Here is a 15,671-nt window from a genome sequence, read left to right as displayed (position 1 = left end):
TATTGTGAAAATAGAATTAATCACAAAAGACAATAATCTTCTAGAAAAAGGAATTGCTTATTTCTGGAAACAATGGGGAAATGATAGCAATTTTGACTTTTACAGAGACTGTATTGAAAACTCAGTTTCTGATGACAATGCGTTACCAAAATTTTATGTTTTATTAGATCATAATGAAATCGTGGCGTGTTATGCATTGTTGCTTAATGATATTATTAGCCGACAAGACATTTTTCCTTGGTTTGCCTGTCTATTTGTAGATGAAAACTACAGAAACCAAGGCATTGCCAAAAAGTTGATGACACACGCTTTAAGCGAATGTAAAAACAAAGGATTTGAAACGGTTTATCTTTCCACAGATTTAGAAAACTTCTACGAAAAAAATGGTTGGAGTTATCACGCAAACGGATACACTATTTTTGGGGAAGAAATAAAAATTTATTCCATTTCTTTAACTTCATAAAGTGTGTTTTTTAGTCTTCTAATTAATTCCTGAATCTCAATTTCATCATACGAAGCAAAACCTATTCGAATACAATTGTGTTTTGAATTTGCCAAATCGTATCGCTGCCAATCACCAATTACTAATTGATGCTTTTTTGCGATTTCAGAAACGGTTGACCATGAATACGCAGTATTTAACTGTATCCAAACTGCCATGCCGCCTTTGGGAACTTCAAATTCGAGAAAATCGCCCAATTCGTCTTGTAAAAGACTGCAAAACAAATCGCGTCGTTGCTTGTAAATTTTCAACACTTTTCGAATGTGTCTATCCAAATCACCTGACTTTATAAAACTCGCAAAAGTCAATTCCAACAATGCATCTCCTTGCCTATCTACAAAACCTCGTAACTTAGCCGCTTCATCCACAAATTCTTTGGGTGCAATTAAATATCCTATTCGGAATACAGGCGCCACCGTTTTACAAACCGAACCGATATAAATTACATTTCCATTGGCATCATGACTCGCTAAAGGCAAAATTGGCGCTTGATTGTAATTAAAATCATAGTCATAATCGTCTTCTATGATGGCAAAGTTATAGCGCTTGGCAAGATTTAAAAGATGAATTCTTCTTTTTGCAGAAAGTGTCACCGTCGTTGGATGATGATGATGCGATGTCAGATATACAGCTTTTATTGGCTGTTGCTTACAAAGCGTTTCAATTTCATCTGTGACCAAGCCGTTTTCATCTACTGAAACACGTTTCAATCTTGCCTGTTGATTCAAAAAAGTAGAATCTGCAGATCCATAATTTGTAGCTCCAACTATGATAACTGCTTCTTTTTCAAGCAATAATTGAGAAGACAACCAAATGCCCATTTGACTGCCACGTGTAATTAAAATATTATCTTTTGTAATGTATAAACCTCTGGTTGCATTTAAATAATTGACCAAAACTTCACGCAAAGTCGCATTCCCAAAAGTAGTTCCATAAGATAAATGTTTAAATACATTCTTTTTAGCCGAAATTCTTCTGTACGTTCTGGCAATTTCATCCAATGGCGTGAGTCTTCCATCAGAAATACCATCATCCAAATACATAAAATCTGCTTTTCTTTCTGCGGGTTTTTGAGGTAAAATATCGTTTTTATAAAAAGAAAAGCCTGTGGTTATTTTTGAATCAACCATAATTTCGTCCTGCAATCTTTGCTGATCCAATTCGGGCAAATTGCGATGTACAAAAGTTCCCTTTTTCGGAATACTTTCTACCCAACCTTGTAACAGCAATTCTTCATAACAAGCGACAATCGTTTTTCTATGAACATGCAACTGTTCCGCGAGCGTTCTACTTCCTGGAAGCTTTGTATTTGGTGGAAGCTGCTGATTTTTGATGAATTGTATGATCTGATTTGACAATTGCAAATACAAAGGCTGATTGCTTTTTCGATCAAACTGAATACTGGTTTTATATGGAAACATCTGGACTACTTATTATATTAATTCTGGACGACTTTAGCAGTCCATAAATATAGTATTTTTGAAGTATAAAAAAAGAAATCATGACAAAATCAGACTTAAACACCTCAGAGTTTGACCATTATTATACTAGATATATTGATAAATTAACTGATGAAACTGAGCTACAAACTGGCTTTGAAACTGGAAAAAGTAAACTCATCAATTTCTTTAGTTCGATACCGAGTGACAAATTAACCTATCGATATCAACCAGAAAAATGGAGCATCAAAGAAGTATTGCAACACTTAATAGATACGGAACGAATTTTTATGTATCGCTGCTTTAGAATTGCCCGAAGAGACATAAGCGCTCTCACAGGATATGATCAGAATATATATGTTGAACCCTCGCGAGCTGATGAAAAATCTATTGAAAGTCTATTGAATGAATTCACGATCAATCGTAACAATTCAATTTCAATCCTTACTAGTTTAACGGACGAAGACTTATCGTTCATCGGAAACGCCAATGGAAGTCCTATGTCAGCAAGAGCGGCCGCTTTTATTATTATAGGTCATGATATTTGGCATATGGAAGTTATTAGAAATAAATACTTGTAGCCATGTTAGAAATAAGACCTAATTGCGAACACTGCAATAAAGAATTGCCCAATGCTTCTACGGAAGCGATGATTTGCTCTTTTGAATGTACTTATTGCCAAAAATGTGCACTGGAAATCTTTGAAAACGTATGTCCAAGTTGTGCTGGAAACTTCGTAGCACGTCCTATCAGACCTGAAAAAATGATTGAAAAATATCCAGCTTCCAGCAAACAAGTTTTTAAACCGAAAGACTTAGAAAAAGCCAAAATAAATTCAACAAAGTTTAAAAATATTCCTCCGGAAGAAAGATAAAAATACACTTACGTAATGATCGAAATAAAAATAGCAAATACAGCAGACGTGCATGTTTTAGCATTACTAGGAAGAGTCACCTATGTAGAATCTCACGGGCATTTTATTGAGAATAAAAACGACTTATCCAAATACTGTGACAATGCATTTTCAGTTGCCAAAACAACACAAGATTTACAAGATTCTAAAAACATATTCTATATCCTGTATTTAGATGATTTGCCTATTGGCTACGCGAAATTAGTCTTGAATGTCTTTCACGAAAGTATAGCTTCACAAAATAATTGCCGATTGGAACGAATTTATATTCTAAATGAATTTATTCCCTTAAAAATTGGACAACAATTGCTCAACTTTCTTGAAGAAAAAGCCACAGCATTAGACCTAGATACCATGTGGTTGTCTGTATATGTCAAAAACTACAGAGCAATCCGATTTTACGAAAGAAATGAATTTAAAAACGTTGGAGAATTAAATTTTCTAGTCAACGGAATTGAATATGAAAATACAGTCTTTTCAAAAAAATTATAAGCATGCAAGAATATTCAAAATCAAAAACGAACAGAATTAAACGTGGACAAATTAGAGCTACGTATGATGTGGAGAAAATCAACACCATTTTAGATGCAGGTTTTATAGGTTATGTGAGTTATATATACGAAGATCAAGCCATTAGTTTACCGATGGCGTATGGTAGAAACGGCAATAAAATTTACTTGCACGGTTCTCAAGCCAATAGAATGTTACTTGCACTCATAGAAGCTAAAAAAATGAGCATGACCGTTATGCATTTAGATGCGTTGGTATTGGCGCGTTCTGGTTTGCATCATTCAGTAAATTATCGTTCTGCCACCTTGTTTGGAACTGTTAGAAAAATGGAAGATCCTATAGAAAAAGATGCGGCACTTCTTTGTTTTATGGAACATATGATGAAAGGTCGTTGGGACGGAATTCGAGAAATGACAAAAGAAGAATTAGACAGAACACTTGTGGTAGAAATGACAATTGAAACCGCATCTGCAAAAATTAGAGATGTTGGTGTAAATGACGAACCAGAAGATTATGATTTAGACGTTTGGGCGGGATTAGTTCCGATAAAGCAAGTCGCTGAATATCCAATTCCTGATGAAGGCATACCACAACAAATGGAAATTCCGAAGCATGTTTTGGAGTATTATGAGGAAAATAGAATTTGATACTAACTAAAAATCTTATAGCTTTATAACTTGATATACTTGGATATCTTAAGTTTGATATTTCAAGTTATAGAAAGTACTAAAAGTTTATTATCATGTTTACTCCTTTCTCACGAGTCTTATTAATCATTTTATCAATAGTTTTTTCATTTTATCTTTATACAAAAGGTGAGTATGTAAGCGTAGGCATTACACTATTTTCATCACTCCTTTTTATATATGGTTATTATAGATATGGAACGGTTTACATTGCATTTAATGAGATCAAAAAAGGAAGGTTTGATAAGGCTGAAAAATTAATTTCAACAATTAAAAATCCAGCGCATCTCAGTAAAAGTCACAAAAGTTATTACCATTATACACTTGGATATATTTTCTCAAATAAACAAGAATGGGAAAAAAGTTATTCTGAATTCAATAAAGCTTTGGAAATTGGTTTACGAACAAAAAACGATACCTCAATAGTCTTGTTAAATTTAGCAAATACTTCATTTGAGCAAAAAAAAATTAAAGAAGCTAAAGAGTTTATTGCTAAGACTCGTACATATAATTTAAAACCTATGATAGCTTCTGAAGTAGCGAAACTAGAAAAAGAAATTAATGCGGTAGCACCATAATTTTGCACACATGCAAACTCGCTTAACTCACTCATAAATAGATAAATATTTGTTAAATTAATTATATCTTTTTGTTTTTAGTAATGGCTTCTATAGCTTTAGATGTATGAAGAAAGTATTAGTCATTATTGGTTTGATAACGTTGTTTCGACCAGAATCATCTGTAAAAACAATTCCAATTTCCGTGAAAGCCGTATTCGAATCCATTACTGATATTTCTGAAATCAAGGTTCTCGGTTATGTAAATGATTCAGTCATGACTTATGTTGATTTTAAAAAACAAGATACGCTCCAATTGGATTGTAAATGGAAGAAGTATAGTGAAGACTTCTTCAATATAATGAAAGATAGAGATCCAAATTATAATTCTTGGGAAGGAACATTTCCAAAAATAGGAGAAACTATTACCATGTTAACATATGAACATGGAAGAAATAGAATTTTGTTTGCTAGAGAGCTAGATACACATTATAGATTTTGGGATCCAAGATCAATTCCGTTTAGCAATTCAGTATTCTTTATCGCTAAGAAAGGAATTTATAAACCAACAGAAGTCTGTGAAAATAGTTATCAAACAGCTACCGAATTTCATTGTCCTGACGGATTCTTAATTTCGATTAAAGAGTTTGAAAAAGTAAAAAGGAAAACCGAGATTTATTCGTATTTCAATTTCCAAAAATCTGAGCGTCCATAACAGAAAACGGCAAAGCGCCGTGTTGTAAAATTTTAGTGTGAAAGGCTAACCAAGGAAATTCTTTTCCTTCTGGAAGTGTGGCTGCTAGTTGTGCTTTCCATTGCAAAATTTGATTCGCGCCATATTTATAGGTAATTACTTGTGCTGGCCAACGTTTCATACGCCCAATTTCACGTTGTGCAATATCATCTTGTCCCTGAATATGTTGTTGCCAGAATTCTAATGCTTTTGCATCACTCCAACCGTAGTAATTTAACCCAACATCCATCGCCACACGAACCGAACGAATAATGTCCCATTCCCATTTACCCAACTCGTCATACTTTGTTTTATACGCATCAAAATCGTTTCCTAATTCTTCTACATACGCTGCCCAACCTTCTCGATATCCGCTATAAAAGAAGAGTTTTTTTAGTTCCGATTTTTCAATGGTTTCTTCGTATTTAACTTGATAATGATGCCCTGGAATGGCTTCATGTAAATAAATCCAAGCTACTTGACGTTTGTTGAACGGCTTGTCAAAATAATTATAGTAAAATGTACTTCGTAATTCTGCATAATACGCAGGAACTTGTGCATATACTTTGTTTTTGCCTTGCTCAATATACACATCGGGCAATTCGTTTACTTTTGGAAATGCACCAATCAACTTTGGCATCAACTCTTTTTTATACGCTTCAAAACTTTGCTGAATTGTAGCAACATCAGTATAGAAAAACGCATCACTATTGATATATGATTGATATTCCAAGCTGTCCAATCCAGAAGCTTTTTCAATAGCCTTCATTGCTTTTTTAGCACGATCAATTTCAGACAAGCCAAACTGAAACAACGCATCTGGTGTAACTTCTGCATCGACCCATTTTTTTAAGAAATACGCATACCATTCTTTTCCCATAGGAACGTTTTGCAAACCTTCTTTAGAGATTTTTCGCGGTTTGTTTTCCAACCACTTTTTTTCAAGTGCAATGCGTTCTAAATGCAAGTCAATTTCATACGAAACCAATGCATAGTCTAATTGTTGTGCTTTAGATAGTTTTGCTGTATCGATGGATTGCAATGCGTTTTGATATTTCAAAAACACCCTTTCCTGCTTTTCTACATTTCGTTTACTCTGAATCAACTTTAAATTGTCTACATAGTAAATCTGTAAATCTGCAACATGCAAACGCTTAAAGTCTTTTATAAACGCTTTCTCAAAAGCATTCCAATCCGCAAATGACTCTTGTCCAAAGGAAAGATTGCTTATAAAAAACAATAGTAATATGTGCTTGTAGAACTTCAAAAGGAATACACTAAGATAAGTCTGAACTAATCAGTTTTAAAAACTCAGTTCGTGTTTCTATTTTTTCAAATGCACCTCTAAATCCAGAAGTTGTGGTCACAGAATTTTGTTTTTGTACACCGCGCATCATCATACACATATGAGACGCTTCAATCACAACAGCAACACCTTTAGGTTTTAAGGTATTGTTGATGCATTCTAAAATATCATGCGTTAAGCGTTCTTGCACTTGCAATCTTCTCGCAAAAACATCAACAATACGAGGCAATTTGCTCAATCCCACAATATGACCATTTGGAATATAGGCAATATGTGCTTTCCCAAAAAATGGTAAAATATGATGTTCACATAGCGAATACAATTCAATATCTTTTACAATGACCATATCATCATAATCTTCTGCAAACATGGCGCCTTTCAATATTTCGGCAGCATCCATTTCATATCCCTGCGTCAAAAACTGCATGGCTTTTGCGGCACGTTCTGGTGTTTTTAACAAACCTTCACGCGCAGTATCTTCTCCAAGTTCCTCAATGATAGTCTTATAACGATCTTTTACTTCATTGGTAACCTGCATATTATATTCTTCTAATTTTCTATAAGGCATTGTGCTATAATTTCATTTTCATTGTTGCTAAAGATACTTAAAAAAAGAACACTCAAAACATCGCAAACCGCTATAAATGTTAACAATTTTAAGGTAGATTTAACTTTTTTTTAGGATAAAAAAGTAAAGTATCCGAGTAGATTTGCGACAGTCTTACTGCTATTATCAATAATTCCCAGTGCTTTAAGGCGTCAATCAATCAAAAAATCAAAAATAATGCATCGTTTTTTAGTATTCGTACTACTTCTTTCTTTTACAGTAAGCAGTTTTGCACAAGATAGTATCCCCAAAAAAACATACAATATAAAGCGTACCACAACGCCTCCAAAAATTGATGGTATTTTAGATGATGAAGTATGGAAGAATGCAGATATTGCTACTGATTTTGTGCAGTTTCGTCCAGCTATTGGAAATACATTGCCTGAAGATCAGAAAACAATTGTCAAAATGGCGTATGACGATGAAGCCATTTATGTTGCAGCCTATTTACATGACAAACCCGAAAATATCATGCGTCAGTTTACAAGTCGTGATAATTTCGGAATTAATGATTTTTTCATCATTGCGATCAATCCAAATAATGATGGCCAAAACGATACCAACTTTGTAGTATTTCCGAACGGGAACCAAGCAGATGCTATTGCAAATCCGAGTGTTGGAGAAGATTTTAGTTGGAATGCTGTTTGGCAAAATGCAGCTAGAGTCGTGGATGACGGTTGGATTGCAGAAGTAAAAATTCCGTATCGAACACTTCGTTTTACCAACCAAAAAGAACCTACTTGGGGAATTCAATTTCACAGACAATTTAGAAAAACTAGAAAACAGTATACATGGAATCCATTCGATCCTACCAAAGGATATATTGGCTTGTATGCAGGAGAGTTAAAAGGTTTGCGCGATATACATCCGCCAACACGTTTGATTTTTTATCCGTTTGCTTCTACCGTAGTCCGTTCAAGAGATGGCCAAACGACTGATGAATATAATTTTGGAATGGACGTAAAGTATGGAATTACCGAAAATTTCACACTTGATGCGACCTTAGTTCCCGATTTCAGTCAAGCTGGATTTGACAATCTGCAATTAAACTTAGGACCTTTTGAACAAACATTTTCCGAACAACGGCAATTCTTTACCGAAGGTGTCGATTTGTTCAACAAAGGAAATCTATTCTTCTCGCGTCGTATTGGAAATTCACCTTCAGGAAGTGTTGAAACTGCCGATAATGAAGAATTGGTCGATTTTCCAAGTGAAGTAAAACTCATCAATGCAGTCAAAGTTTCTGGAAGAACTAAAAACGGATTGGGAATTGGCTTTTTTAATGCGATTACGGAAAAAACGAAAGCTTCTATCCGAAATACAGATACTGGCGAATTCCGTGAAGAAGTAGTAGAACCATTGACCAATTATAATATTATGGTTGTGGATCAGCAGTTTAACAAAAACTCTTCTATAAGTCTGATTAACACTAATGTAACCAGAAACGGAAGTAGATTTAGAGACGCCAATGTTACAGCGCTTGTGGCGGATATTGTCAATAAGAAAAATACCGTAAATATTGATGCTCAGTTAAAACTAAGCAATCGAAATTTAGCGACAGGAACCGAAACTGGTTTCAATTCGTTCTTTGCCATTCGTAAGATCAGCGGGAAATTTAGATATAGTTTTGATCACAGTTTTTCAAATACAAAATTTGATATCAACGATTTAGGATTGAACTTTCGAAACAACTTCAACAACTTCGGATTGGATGCTTCTTACCAAATATTTGAACCGACTGAAAAGCTAAATAACTTTAGAATAAATACGTGGGTAAATTACCGTCGTTTATACGATCCGGATGTGTATACAGGTGCTAATTTTGGAGTGAATATGTTTGCCGTACTCAAAAAGAGTTTGATGGCTTTTGGAGCAAATGCAAGTTTTGCTCCTGGAAAACAATTTGATTATTTTGAACCACGTGATTTTGATAACAGACGCTTTTTTATTACTGAAAATCGCTTTAATGTGAGAGGATTTATTTCTACCGATTATAATAAAGTTTTTGCTTTGGATTTAAATGCGCGATTCTCTACGCAATTTGAAGAAAATCAAGGATTTACTACGTATAGAATTAATTTTGAACCTAGAGTTCGTGTCAATGATAAGTTTATTTTAAGTTACAGTTCGTCTTTAAATGTTCAAAACAATCGTAGAGGATATGCAAACAACTCAAACGATCTTGAAAACGAAATTATCTTTGGGCAACGCGATCAGATTGAATTGGTGAATAGTATTTCTGGTAATTACAGCTTTAATCCTTTCCATTCATTAAATTTAACTTTTAGAAACTATTGGACAACGGTAGATTATGATGAGACTCCGTACTTTCTTCAAGACAATGGTCGTTTGGTGCAATCGCAAAATACCTTTGAAGATTTAAGTTTAGGAAACTCTAATATCAACTTCAGTACTTGGAATTTAGATTTTAGTTATACTTGGCAATTTGGTCCTGGAAGCTTTTTGACGGCGCTGTATAGAAACCAAATTTTCAATCAAACCGAAGAATCGGAAGCAACCTATTTTAATAGTTTAAACCGACTTTTTGACGAACCCATTGATCATACCTTATCGGTTCGTTTGGTATACTTCATCGATTACAACAACGTAAAAAACATCTTCAAAAGTAAAAAAAGAAGAGGGAAAATCAATTCATAATTGTATAGCACAGCTTTATATAGTACATTGTGAGCATTATTAGAAATTTTGCATGATTACAGCTAAGAATATACGCAAGCAATACGGAGATTTAGAAGTCTTAAAAGGTATTGATTTAAATATAAAAAAGGGAGAAATTGTTTCTATCATTGGTGCTTCTGGTGCTGGAAAAACAACCTTATTACAAATATTAGGGACTTTGGACAAAATGTCTCCAAAACAAGGAAGTTCGCTTGTAATCAATAATATAAAAACGGAAGAACTTTCCGAAAAAGAACTCGCAAAATTTCGTAACAATCACATCGGATTCATTTTTCAGTTTCATCAATTACTTCCTGAATTCACTGCGATTGAAAATGTGTGCATTCCTGCGTTTATAAAAAATACAGACAAAGTTGCTGCAGAAAAAAGAGCTAAGGAACTTTTAGACTTTTTAGGTTTGTCAAATCGTTACGATCACAAACCCAACGAACTTTCTGGTGGAGAACAACAACGTGTGGCAGTTGCTAGAGCTTTGATGAATAAACCTGCCATTATTTTTGCCGATGAACCTAGTGGAAACTTAGATTCGGAATCTGCAGAAAACTTACACAATCTTTTCTTTAAACTTCGTGAGGAATTTGGACAAACCTTTGTCATCGTCACACACAACAAAGAACTTGCAGATATGGCCGATAGAACCATTGAAATGCGCGATGGGAATATTGTGGATTAGGGATTGGGTTTTGGGTTTTAGGTTTTGGGAAAATCGTTTCTCTGAAATTAAAGAATAAACAAGCAGATTTCGATACAAAAAATGTGATCACATTTTCCACTCTATCAGATGATAGTGGAACATAGAATAATGCCGAGAAGTACTTCGTTTTTCAGTAATGAAAAAAACTCTCTATTCTCATCTTTAAAAAATTATAAAGAATCATTCTAAATTATACGCAACCTTTTCAGGCTTTCTACATCTAAAAAGAAAACTTAGATTATGAAAAATAAAATTCTCAAACTTTTTGGGTTTGTCCTTATTGCCCAAATTTCCCTGTTTGCTTGTTGCGGTGACGATTTTAATGTATTTATCACTTCTTATGATTTTTCAGCAAATGATGATGCTGATGATGATAGTTCTTCCGTCACCAATGCAGATTTCTTTTTAGAATTGAGTCCTTCCTATCAAGTAGAAATGGCTTCACTCCTATCTAAAGACTCAGGATTTATAAATACTGCCAATGCTACTTCCTGTGATGATGTGTATACAGTGATCAAACGTGTTGAAACTATTACGCTGACTGCCAATGTTTCTTTATTTGATATTCCTGCTGGAGAATCTTTAAACAATCATGTCATAGTAGAATACCAATATAATGAAGGAACACAAAATACTATGAACGATCTACTCTTAGCGTTGAATTCAAATTTATCCGATTTTGAATCCTATTTTACGTTTGACACTGAAATCCCAGCAGAAACAAATGTAAATTTCACTTTGACAATTGTTTTTGAAAATGATGAGCAATTGATGAACACAACCTCAACAGTTACTTTTGAATAGTAAACAGTCAAAAGTCCAGTAGCTAACTTTGATATTAGTTAGAATTCTGTTAGTTTTAAAAAATCAATCTTACTTCACTTAATGAAACGTTGGTTTCAAAAAACATGTACAATGAACAGAATTCTAATTCTAATACTTATGTTTTCACTTTTTGGATGTGGACACGACAAATCGGAAAAGTCAAATAACAATTTTAGAAAAAGCTATGAAGCAACGACAATTGAACTAAATATAGAAAATGAATCTGCTTTATTCATCTTACTTCACAAGGACGGAACCATCAACCGAAAAGGAAATGGAACTGAAGAAATTGATCGTAACTTTTATATGGGAATTCAACAGGACAGTATATTTTCAAAACTTACCGAAACAATTACACCTGATTTTGAATCTTTACTCAATAGAATTTATGATTATCCTGACAAAAAAGGAAAAACATGTATGCTTGAAATTACACTTTCTGATGGAAAAGAAACCAAAGGAGTTAAATATACTTATGGTTTTGACTCAACAGGTCCTCCAAAACCGATTGCAGACTATGTAATAAAAGCTATTGAATTGACCGATCCTTGGTTTAATGAGCAAATAAAAATGACGAAGGTTGAATAAATAAGTTATTCCAGATTCAAATCATTCATTATCAACAAATTTCAAACAAAACCATCTCTATAAAATAAAAAAAATCACACTCAAAAAACGACTTTACAGTAAGTTTATACAAATTTAAACTCGAAACGTTTCCTTAATATACTCGTAATCGTAAAACAATATTTGGCTAAAAATTCACTAACACTACATCGATAGTTTTGTGCAACTAAAAATTCGCAAACTAATAATCGATGAAAACCATTTCAAAAATTCTAGTATTAGCAGGACTGATCTCTTTCGCGTCTTGTAATAATGATGACAACAACGGTACTGTAACAATTCCGGGAGGAAACAGCAGCGTGATTGATCTTAAAAACCACTCTATGACGCCTGCTTTTGTAACAAAGCAAGCTGGTTTTGAAAATGTAGAAGTATACAGTATCTTAAGTTCAGAAGATGCATTACCAGAATCTCCTAACTTCGTTTACGGAAGTATGGCCGATGGTTGTGGTCTTTTAAAGAATGAGGACGGCACTTTTACATTAATCAACAATATTGAAGCAGACTACGCTATTGCTCGCATTACTTTAGATGCTACATTCAAGCCAATCAAAGGAGAATACATTTTAAACTCAGATGCTACTGGAAATACGGCACAATGTTCAGGAAGTTTAGCTACGCCAGAAGAACACGGCTACGGACCTGTATATTTAAGTGGTGGAGAATGGGGCGCAATGCCAACAAACAACGTATTTATGGTAGATCCTTATAAATCTGCTTCCGATGCTAGTGTTGCTGAAATTTTACCAGCTATGGGACAGTGGACTATTGAAAATGCAGTGCCACTTGGAAAAGATGCTTTCCCAGGAAAAACAATCGTAATGGTTGGAGATGATAGCCGTGGAGACGCTGGTGGACAATTAGCAATGTATGTTTCTAACACTGTTGGAGATTTACACGGAGGAAATTTATACGGATTAAAAGTTGGTGACGGAACGGTAACTGACAATGATTTAGTCGTTGGAAATGAATATGATATTGAATTTGTTCAATTAGACCAAACTACATATAACGAATTGAACAACGAAAGCATGGCAAAAGGTGTGATGGCTTTTAACCGTGTAGAAGATATTGATTACAGAAAAGGTTCTGCAGCAGCAAACAGAGAAATCTATTTCAACGCTACGGGACATTCTTCAAACTCAGACACGCGTACAAAATACGGACGTGTGTACAAACTAGTTTTAGACGAAGGAAATCCTTTAGCAGGAAAACTTACTTTAGTGTTAAACGGAGATGATTTAACAAGCAAAGCAAAAACTTTCCACAGTCCAGATAATATCTTAGTCACAGAAAACTACGCATACATCCAAGAAGATCCTAACGGATATGTAGATGATATGGTAAAACAACACGATGCATACTTATATCAGTACGACTTAAATACGGGAGCTTTAAAAGTGGTATTAGAATCTGCTCACAGAACTGTAGAAGCAGTAGACAACGGATACGCAAGCTTTGACGATCGTTGGGGAAAATGGGAATTGACAGGAATGATTGATATTTCAGATATCATCGGAGAACCAGATACGTTTTTGTTAATTCAACAAGCACACTCTTGGAAAAATGATGCTTTCTTAAATCCAGATGGTGCAGGAACTGACGCAAATAGTAGAGATGAAGGAAGTATTTTATTGGTTGTAAAAGGACTCGCTAGATAACTCATGCTACAAAAAATGAATCTACCGAAAGGGGCTTATTATAAGGTAAGCCTCTTTCTCGCATCTATAAGTTTACTGGTTTCTTGTAAAAATACAGTCGATACTGTTCCTATTCCAGTAAACGAGAATAAAGTCATTACGAATGCTTTTATAGCGCAGTTTGGAGACGATTTAAAAAACTGTATTGATGATGTAAATGCGTTACGAAAAGTCGCCACTAAAGATAGTATCCTGTATTATTTTAAGGCAGCTAGAATCGATTTTAAACGTATGGAACCTATCTTATCTTTTTATAATAGTGCGAATTATTATGGATTGAATAAAGCCAATTTACCTAAAGTAGACGAAGGTGATAATGCCGAAAAAGTGATTGAAGCTTCTGGTTTTCAAGCTTTAGAAGAAGCCATTGCTGCAACGGAAATTGATACAGTGGCGATTCACGGCTATGCAAATGATATTTACAGAAAACTGAAACTGGAACAAAAACACAATTCCATCTTAAAACATACTGACTATAAATTTTTATGGCTTACGCGCCAGGCACTTGTCAGAGTCATGTCGATGGGAATTTCAGGATTTGATTCGCCTATATTATTACTTTCAATTCCTGAAAATAAAGAAGTATTTGTTAGCTTAGAAAAGTATTTTAATATCTACAAAACACATTTTAAAAACGAACAACTTTACAAAAACTGGATTGTTGCATTGCAAGCAGCACAGCAAGCTTTTGATAAAGCAGAAAGTTTCAATGCTTTTGATCGTTACAGCTTCATTAAAAATCAGCTACAGCCGATGCTTTCTTTGTGGAATCAAACGGTAACTGATTGGCAAGTGGAATTTCCATTGAAGCAAAAGTTGAATTACGGAATAGACTCGTTTTATGATGCAACAACGTTCAATCCAAATGCATTTAAGCCAAGTTATAGTCCGAAAATATCTCCAGAAATTGCGCAATTGGGAAAAGATTTATTCTTTGATGCTTCACTTTCAAACTCAGGTACGATGAATTGTGCAAGTTGTCATCAACCTGAAAAAGCCTTTACAGATGGCATGCGTTTTTCTAAAGACAACAACGGAAACTTTGTACAGCGCAACTCACCTACACTACTCTATTCGAGCATTCAGCAATCACAATTTTATGATGCACGTGTCGAAAACTTAGAAAATCAAATCTTGGATGTCATCAATAATGAAAATGAATTTCACGCCAATACTGATGTGATCATTGAAAAATTGAAAAAATCTGAAACCTATACAAAGCGTTTTCAAAAGTTATACAAAAAAGGAATTGATCATAAATCGGTTCGTAATGCCATTGCAATGTACATTCGTACTTTGACGCCTTTCAATTCAAAATTTGACCGAAATATTTCTGGGCAAGAAAATACATTTACTTCAGAAGAAACCTTGGGTTTTAATCTTTTTATGGGAAAAGGAAAATGCGCTACTTGTCATTTTGCGCCAGTGTTCAATGGAACCGTTCCACCCTATTTTGCCGAAAGTGAATTGGAAGTTTTGGGTGTTCCCTCTACCAAAGTATGGAAAAATGCTACCATCGATGAAGATTTAGGTCGTTATAATGTGGCAAAAGCCGAATTGAAAAAGCATGCTTTTAAAACACCGACAGTTCGAAATGTTTCCAAAACCGCTCCATATATGCACAACGGCGTATACGATACGTTAGAAGAAGTCTTGAAGTTTTACAATCTTGGCGGCGGTGCTGGCACCGGAATTGAATTGGAAAACCAAACGCTTCCGCCAGATCCTTTAGAACTTTCTCCAGAAGAAATCAAAGCGATAATTGCATTCATGAATTCGCTTGAAGATCAACTGGAAGAAGACAATTTATAAGTTTATAAAAGTGTCTAATCGAGCGCAGTCGAGATTCAACCGAAGTACTATTTTTATAGC

At 34.5% G+C, this 15,671-nt stretch carries 16 protein-coding genes; 13 read left to right on the top strand and 3 right to left on the bottom strand.

Going from position 1 to position 15,671, the window contains the following annotated elements:
- The first annotated feature begins 4 nt into the window (after nucleotides 1-4).
- Nucleotides 5-463 carry a GNAT family N-acetyltransferase gene (locus Q0845_RS08215; protein ID WP_298511620.1) on the top strand — a complete coding sequence of 153 codons (459 nt, stop codon included), beginning with the start codon at nucleotides 5-7 and terminating at the stop codon, nucleotides 461-463.
- Here Q0845_RS08215 and Q0845_RS08210 read toward each other — a convergent pair.
- Nucleotides 439-1,923: a PLP-dependent aminotransferase family protein gene (locus Q0845_RS08210; protein ID WP_298511619.1), complete on the bottom strand. Its 1,485-nt coding sequence runs from the start codon at nucleotides 1,921-1,923 to the stop codon at nucleotides 439-441. The genes Q0845_RS08215 and Q0845_RS08210 overlap by 25 nt on opposite strands.
- 80 nt (nucleotides 1,924-2,003) lie before the next feature.
- Here Q0845_RS08210 and Q0845_RS08205 point away from each other — a divergent pair, with 80 nt between their 5' ends.
- The 6 genes from Q0845_RS08205 to Q0845_RS08180 all read left to right on the top strand — a co-directional run bounded on the left by Q0845_RS08205 (nucleotide 2,004) and on the right by Q0845_RS08180 (nucleotide 5,322).
- A complete protein-coding gene (locus Q0845_RS08205; protein ID WP_298511618.1) occupies nucleotides 2,004-2,522 on the top strand; it encodes a DinB family protein in 519 nt (172 codons plus the stop codon).
- Nucleotides 2,523-2,524: 2 nt separating this feature from the next.
- A complete protein-coding gene (locus Q0845_RS08200) occupies nucleotides 2,525-2,815 on the top strand; it encodes a DUF1272 domain-containing protein (protein WP_298511616.1) in 291 nt (96 codons plus the stop codon).
- A 15-nt stretch (nucleotides 2,816-2,830) separates the two neighbouring features.
- Nucleotides 2,831-3,346 carry an N-acetyltransferase gene (locus Q0845_RS08195; protein ID WP_298511614.1) on the top strand — a complete coding sequence of 172 codons (516 nt, stop codon included), beginning with the start codon at nucleotides 2,831-2,833 and terminating at the stop codon, nucleotides 3,344-3,346.
- Between the two features lie 2 nt (nucleotides 3,347-3,348).
- Nucleotides 3,349-4,011: a pyridoxamine 5'-phosphate oxidase family protein gene (locus Q0845_RS08190; RefSeq protein WP_298511611.1), complete on the top strand. Its 663-nt coding sequence runs from the start codon at nucleotides 3,349-3,351 to the stop codon at nucleotides 4,009-4,011.
- A 95-nt stretch (nucleotides 4,012-4,106) separates the two neighbouring features.
- Nucleotides 4,107-4,628 (top strand): hypothetical protein, encoded by a 522-nt coding sequence (locus Q0845_RS08185; RefSeq protein ID WP_298511609.1) that lies wholly within the window; start codon nucleotides 4,107-4,109, stop codon nucleotides 4,626-4,628.
- Nucleotides 4,629-4,734: 106 nt separating this feature from the next.
- Complete coding sequence (locus Q0845_RS08180; RefSeq protein WP_298511607.1) at nucleotides 4,735-5,322, top strand: hypothetical protein; 588 nt, start codon at nucleotides 4,735-4,737, stop codon at nucleotides 5,320-5,322.
- Here the strand turns inward: Q0845_RS08180 and Q0845_RS08175 are convergent.
- Nucleotides 5,294-6,580, bottom strand: coding sequence for a DUF885 domain-containing protein (locus tag Q0845_RS08175; RefSeq protein ID WP_298511605.1), 1,287 nt, complete (start codon nucleotides 6,578-6,580; stop codon nucleotides 5,294-5,296). The two genes, Q0845_RS08180 and Q0845_RS08175, sit on opposite strands and share 29 nt — an antisense overlap.
- 37 nt (nucleotides 6,581-6,617) lie before the next feature.
- A complete protein-coding gene (gene folE, locus Q0845_RS08170; protein WP_298511603.1) occupies nucleotides 6,618-7,214 on the bottom strand; it encodes a GTP cyclohydrolase I FolE in 597 nt (198 codons plus the stop codon).
- 216 nt (nucleotides 7,215-7,430) lie between these two features.
- Between folE and Q0845_RS08165 the strand changes: the two genes are divergently transcribed.
- From Q0845_RS08165 to Q0845_RS08140, 6 genes are all read left to right on the top strand, one after another.
- Nucleotides 7,431-9,911 carry a DUF5916 domain-containing protein gene (locus Q0845_RS08165; RefSeq protein WP_298511601.1) on the top strand — a complete coding sequence of 827 codons (2,481 nt, stop codon included), beginning with the start codon at nucleotides 7,431-7,433 and terminating at the stop codon, nucleotides 9,909-9,911.
- A gap of 52 nt (nucleotides 9,912-9,963) precedes the next feature.
- Complete coding sequence (locus Q0845_RS08160; protein ID WP_298511599.1) at nucleotides 9,964-10,626, top strand: ABC transporter ATP-binding protein; 663 nt, start codon at nucleotides 9,964-9,966, stop codon at nucleotides 10,624-10,626.
- A 261-nt stretch (nucleotides 10,627-10,887) separates the two neighbouring features.
- Entirely contained in the window at nucleotides 10,888-11,451 is a 564-nt protein-coding gene (locus Q0845_RS08155; RefSeq protein WP_298511597.1) for a hypothetical protein, read from the top strand.
- A 111-nt stretch (nucleotides 11,452-11,562) separates the two neighbouring features.
- Nucleotides 11,563-12,060, top strand: a complete 498-nt coding sequence (locus Q0845_RS08150) for a hypothetical protein (RefSeq protein WP_298511595.1) — start codon at nucleotides 11,563-11,565, stop codon at nucleotides 12,058-12,060.
- Between the two features lie 230 nt (nucleotides 12,061-12,290).
- Nucleotides 12,291-13,760 carry an alkaline phosphatase PhoX gene (locus Q0845_RS08145; protein WP_298511594.1) on the top strand — a complete coding sequence of 490 codons (1,470 nt, stop codon included), beginning with the start codon at nucleotides 12,291-12,293 and terminating at the stop codon, nucleotides 13,758-13,760.
- A gap of 15 nt (nucleotides 13,761-13,775) precedes the next feature.
- Entirely contained in the window at nucleotides 13,776-15,611 is a 1,836-nt protein-coding gene (locus tag Q0845_RS08140; RefSeq protein ID WP_298511592.1) for a cytochrome c peroxidase, read from the top strand.
- Nucleotides 15,612-15,671: the final 60 nt, after the last annotated feature.

This window comes from uncultured Kordia sp. (assembly GCF_947489565.1).
GTDB lineage: Bacteria > Bacteroidota > Bacteroidia > Flavobacteriales > Flavobacteriaceae > Kordia.
The sequence above is the reverse complement of the archived record's forward strand: the minus strand, read 5'-3'. Positions and strand labels throughout refer to the sequence as shown.

Coding starts and splice junctions, on each gene's coding strand:
- Q0845_RS08210 (WP_298511619.1), bottom strand. CDS start 1,923: ATGTTTCCATATAAAACCAGTATTCAGTTTGATCGAAAAAGCAATCAG.
- Q0845_RS08205 (WP_298511618.1), top strand. CDS start 2,004: ATGACAAAATCAGACTTAAACACCTCAGAGTTTGACCATTATTATACT.
- Q0845_RS08200 (WP_298511616.1), top strand. CDS start 2,525: ATGTTAGAAATAAGACCTAATTGCGAACACTGCAATAAAGAATTGCCC.
- Q0845_RS08195 (WP_298511614.1), top strand. CDS start 2,831: ATGATCGAAATAAAAATAGCAAATACAGCAGACGTGCATGTTTTAGCA.
- Q0845_RS08190 (WP_298511611.1), top strand. CDS start 3,349: ATGCAAGAATATTCAAAATCAAAAACGAACAGAATTAAACGTGGACAA.
- Q0845_RS08185 (WP_298511609.1), top strand. CDS start 4,107: ATGTTTACTCCTTTCTCACGAGTCTTATTAATCATTTTATCAATAGTT.
- Q0845_RS08180 (WP_298511607.1), top strand. CDS start 4,735: ATGAAGAAAGTATTAGTCATTATTGGTTTGATAACGTTGTTTCGACCA.
- folE (WP_298511603.1), bottom strand. CDS start 7,214: ATGCCTTATAGAAAATTAGAAGAATATAATATGCAGGTTACCAATGAA.
- Q0845_RS08165 (WP_298511601.1), top strand. CDS start 7,431: ATGCATCGTTTTTTAGTATTCGTACTACTTCTTTCTTTTACAGTAAGC.
- Q0845_RS08160 (WP_298511599.1), top strand. CDS start 9,964: ATGATTACAGCTAAGAATATACGCAAGCAATACGGAGATTTAGAAGTC.
- Q0845_RS08155 (WP_298511597.1), top strand. CDS start 10,888: ATGAAAAATAAAATTCTCAAACTTTTTGGGTTTGTCCTTATTGCCCAA.
- Q0845_RS08150 (WP_298511595.1), top strand. CDS start 11,563: ATGAACAGAATTCTAATTCTAATACTTATGTTTTCACTTTTTGGATGT.
- Q0845_RS08145 (WP_298511594.1), top strand. CDS start 12,291: ATGAAAACCATTTCAAAAATTCTAGTATTAGCAGGACTGATCTCTTTC.
- Q0845_RS08140 (WP_298511592.1), top strand. CDS start 13,776: ATGAATCTACCGAAAGGGGCTTATTATAAGGTAAGCCTCTTTCTCGCA.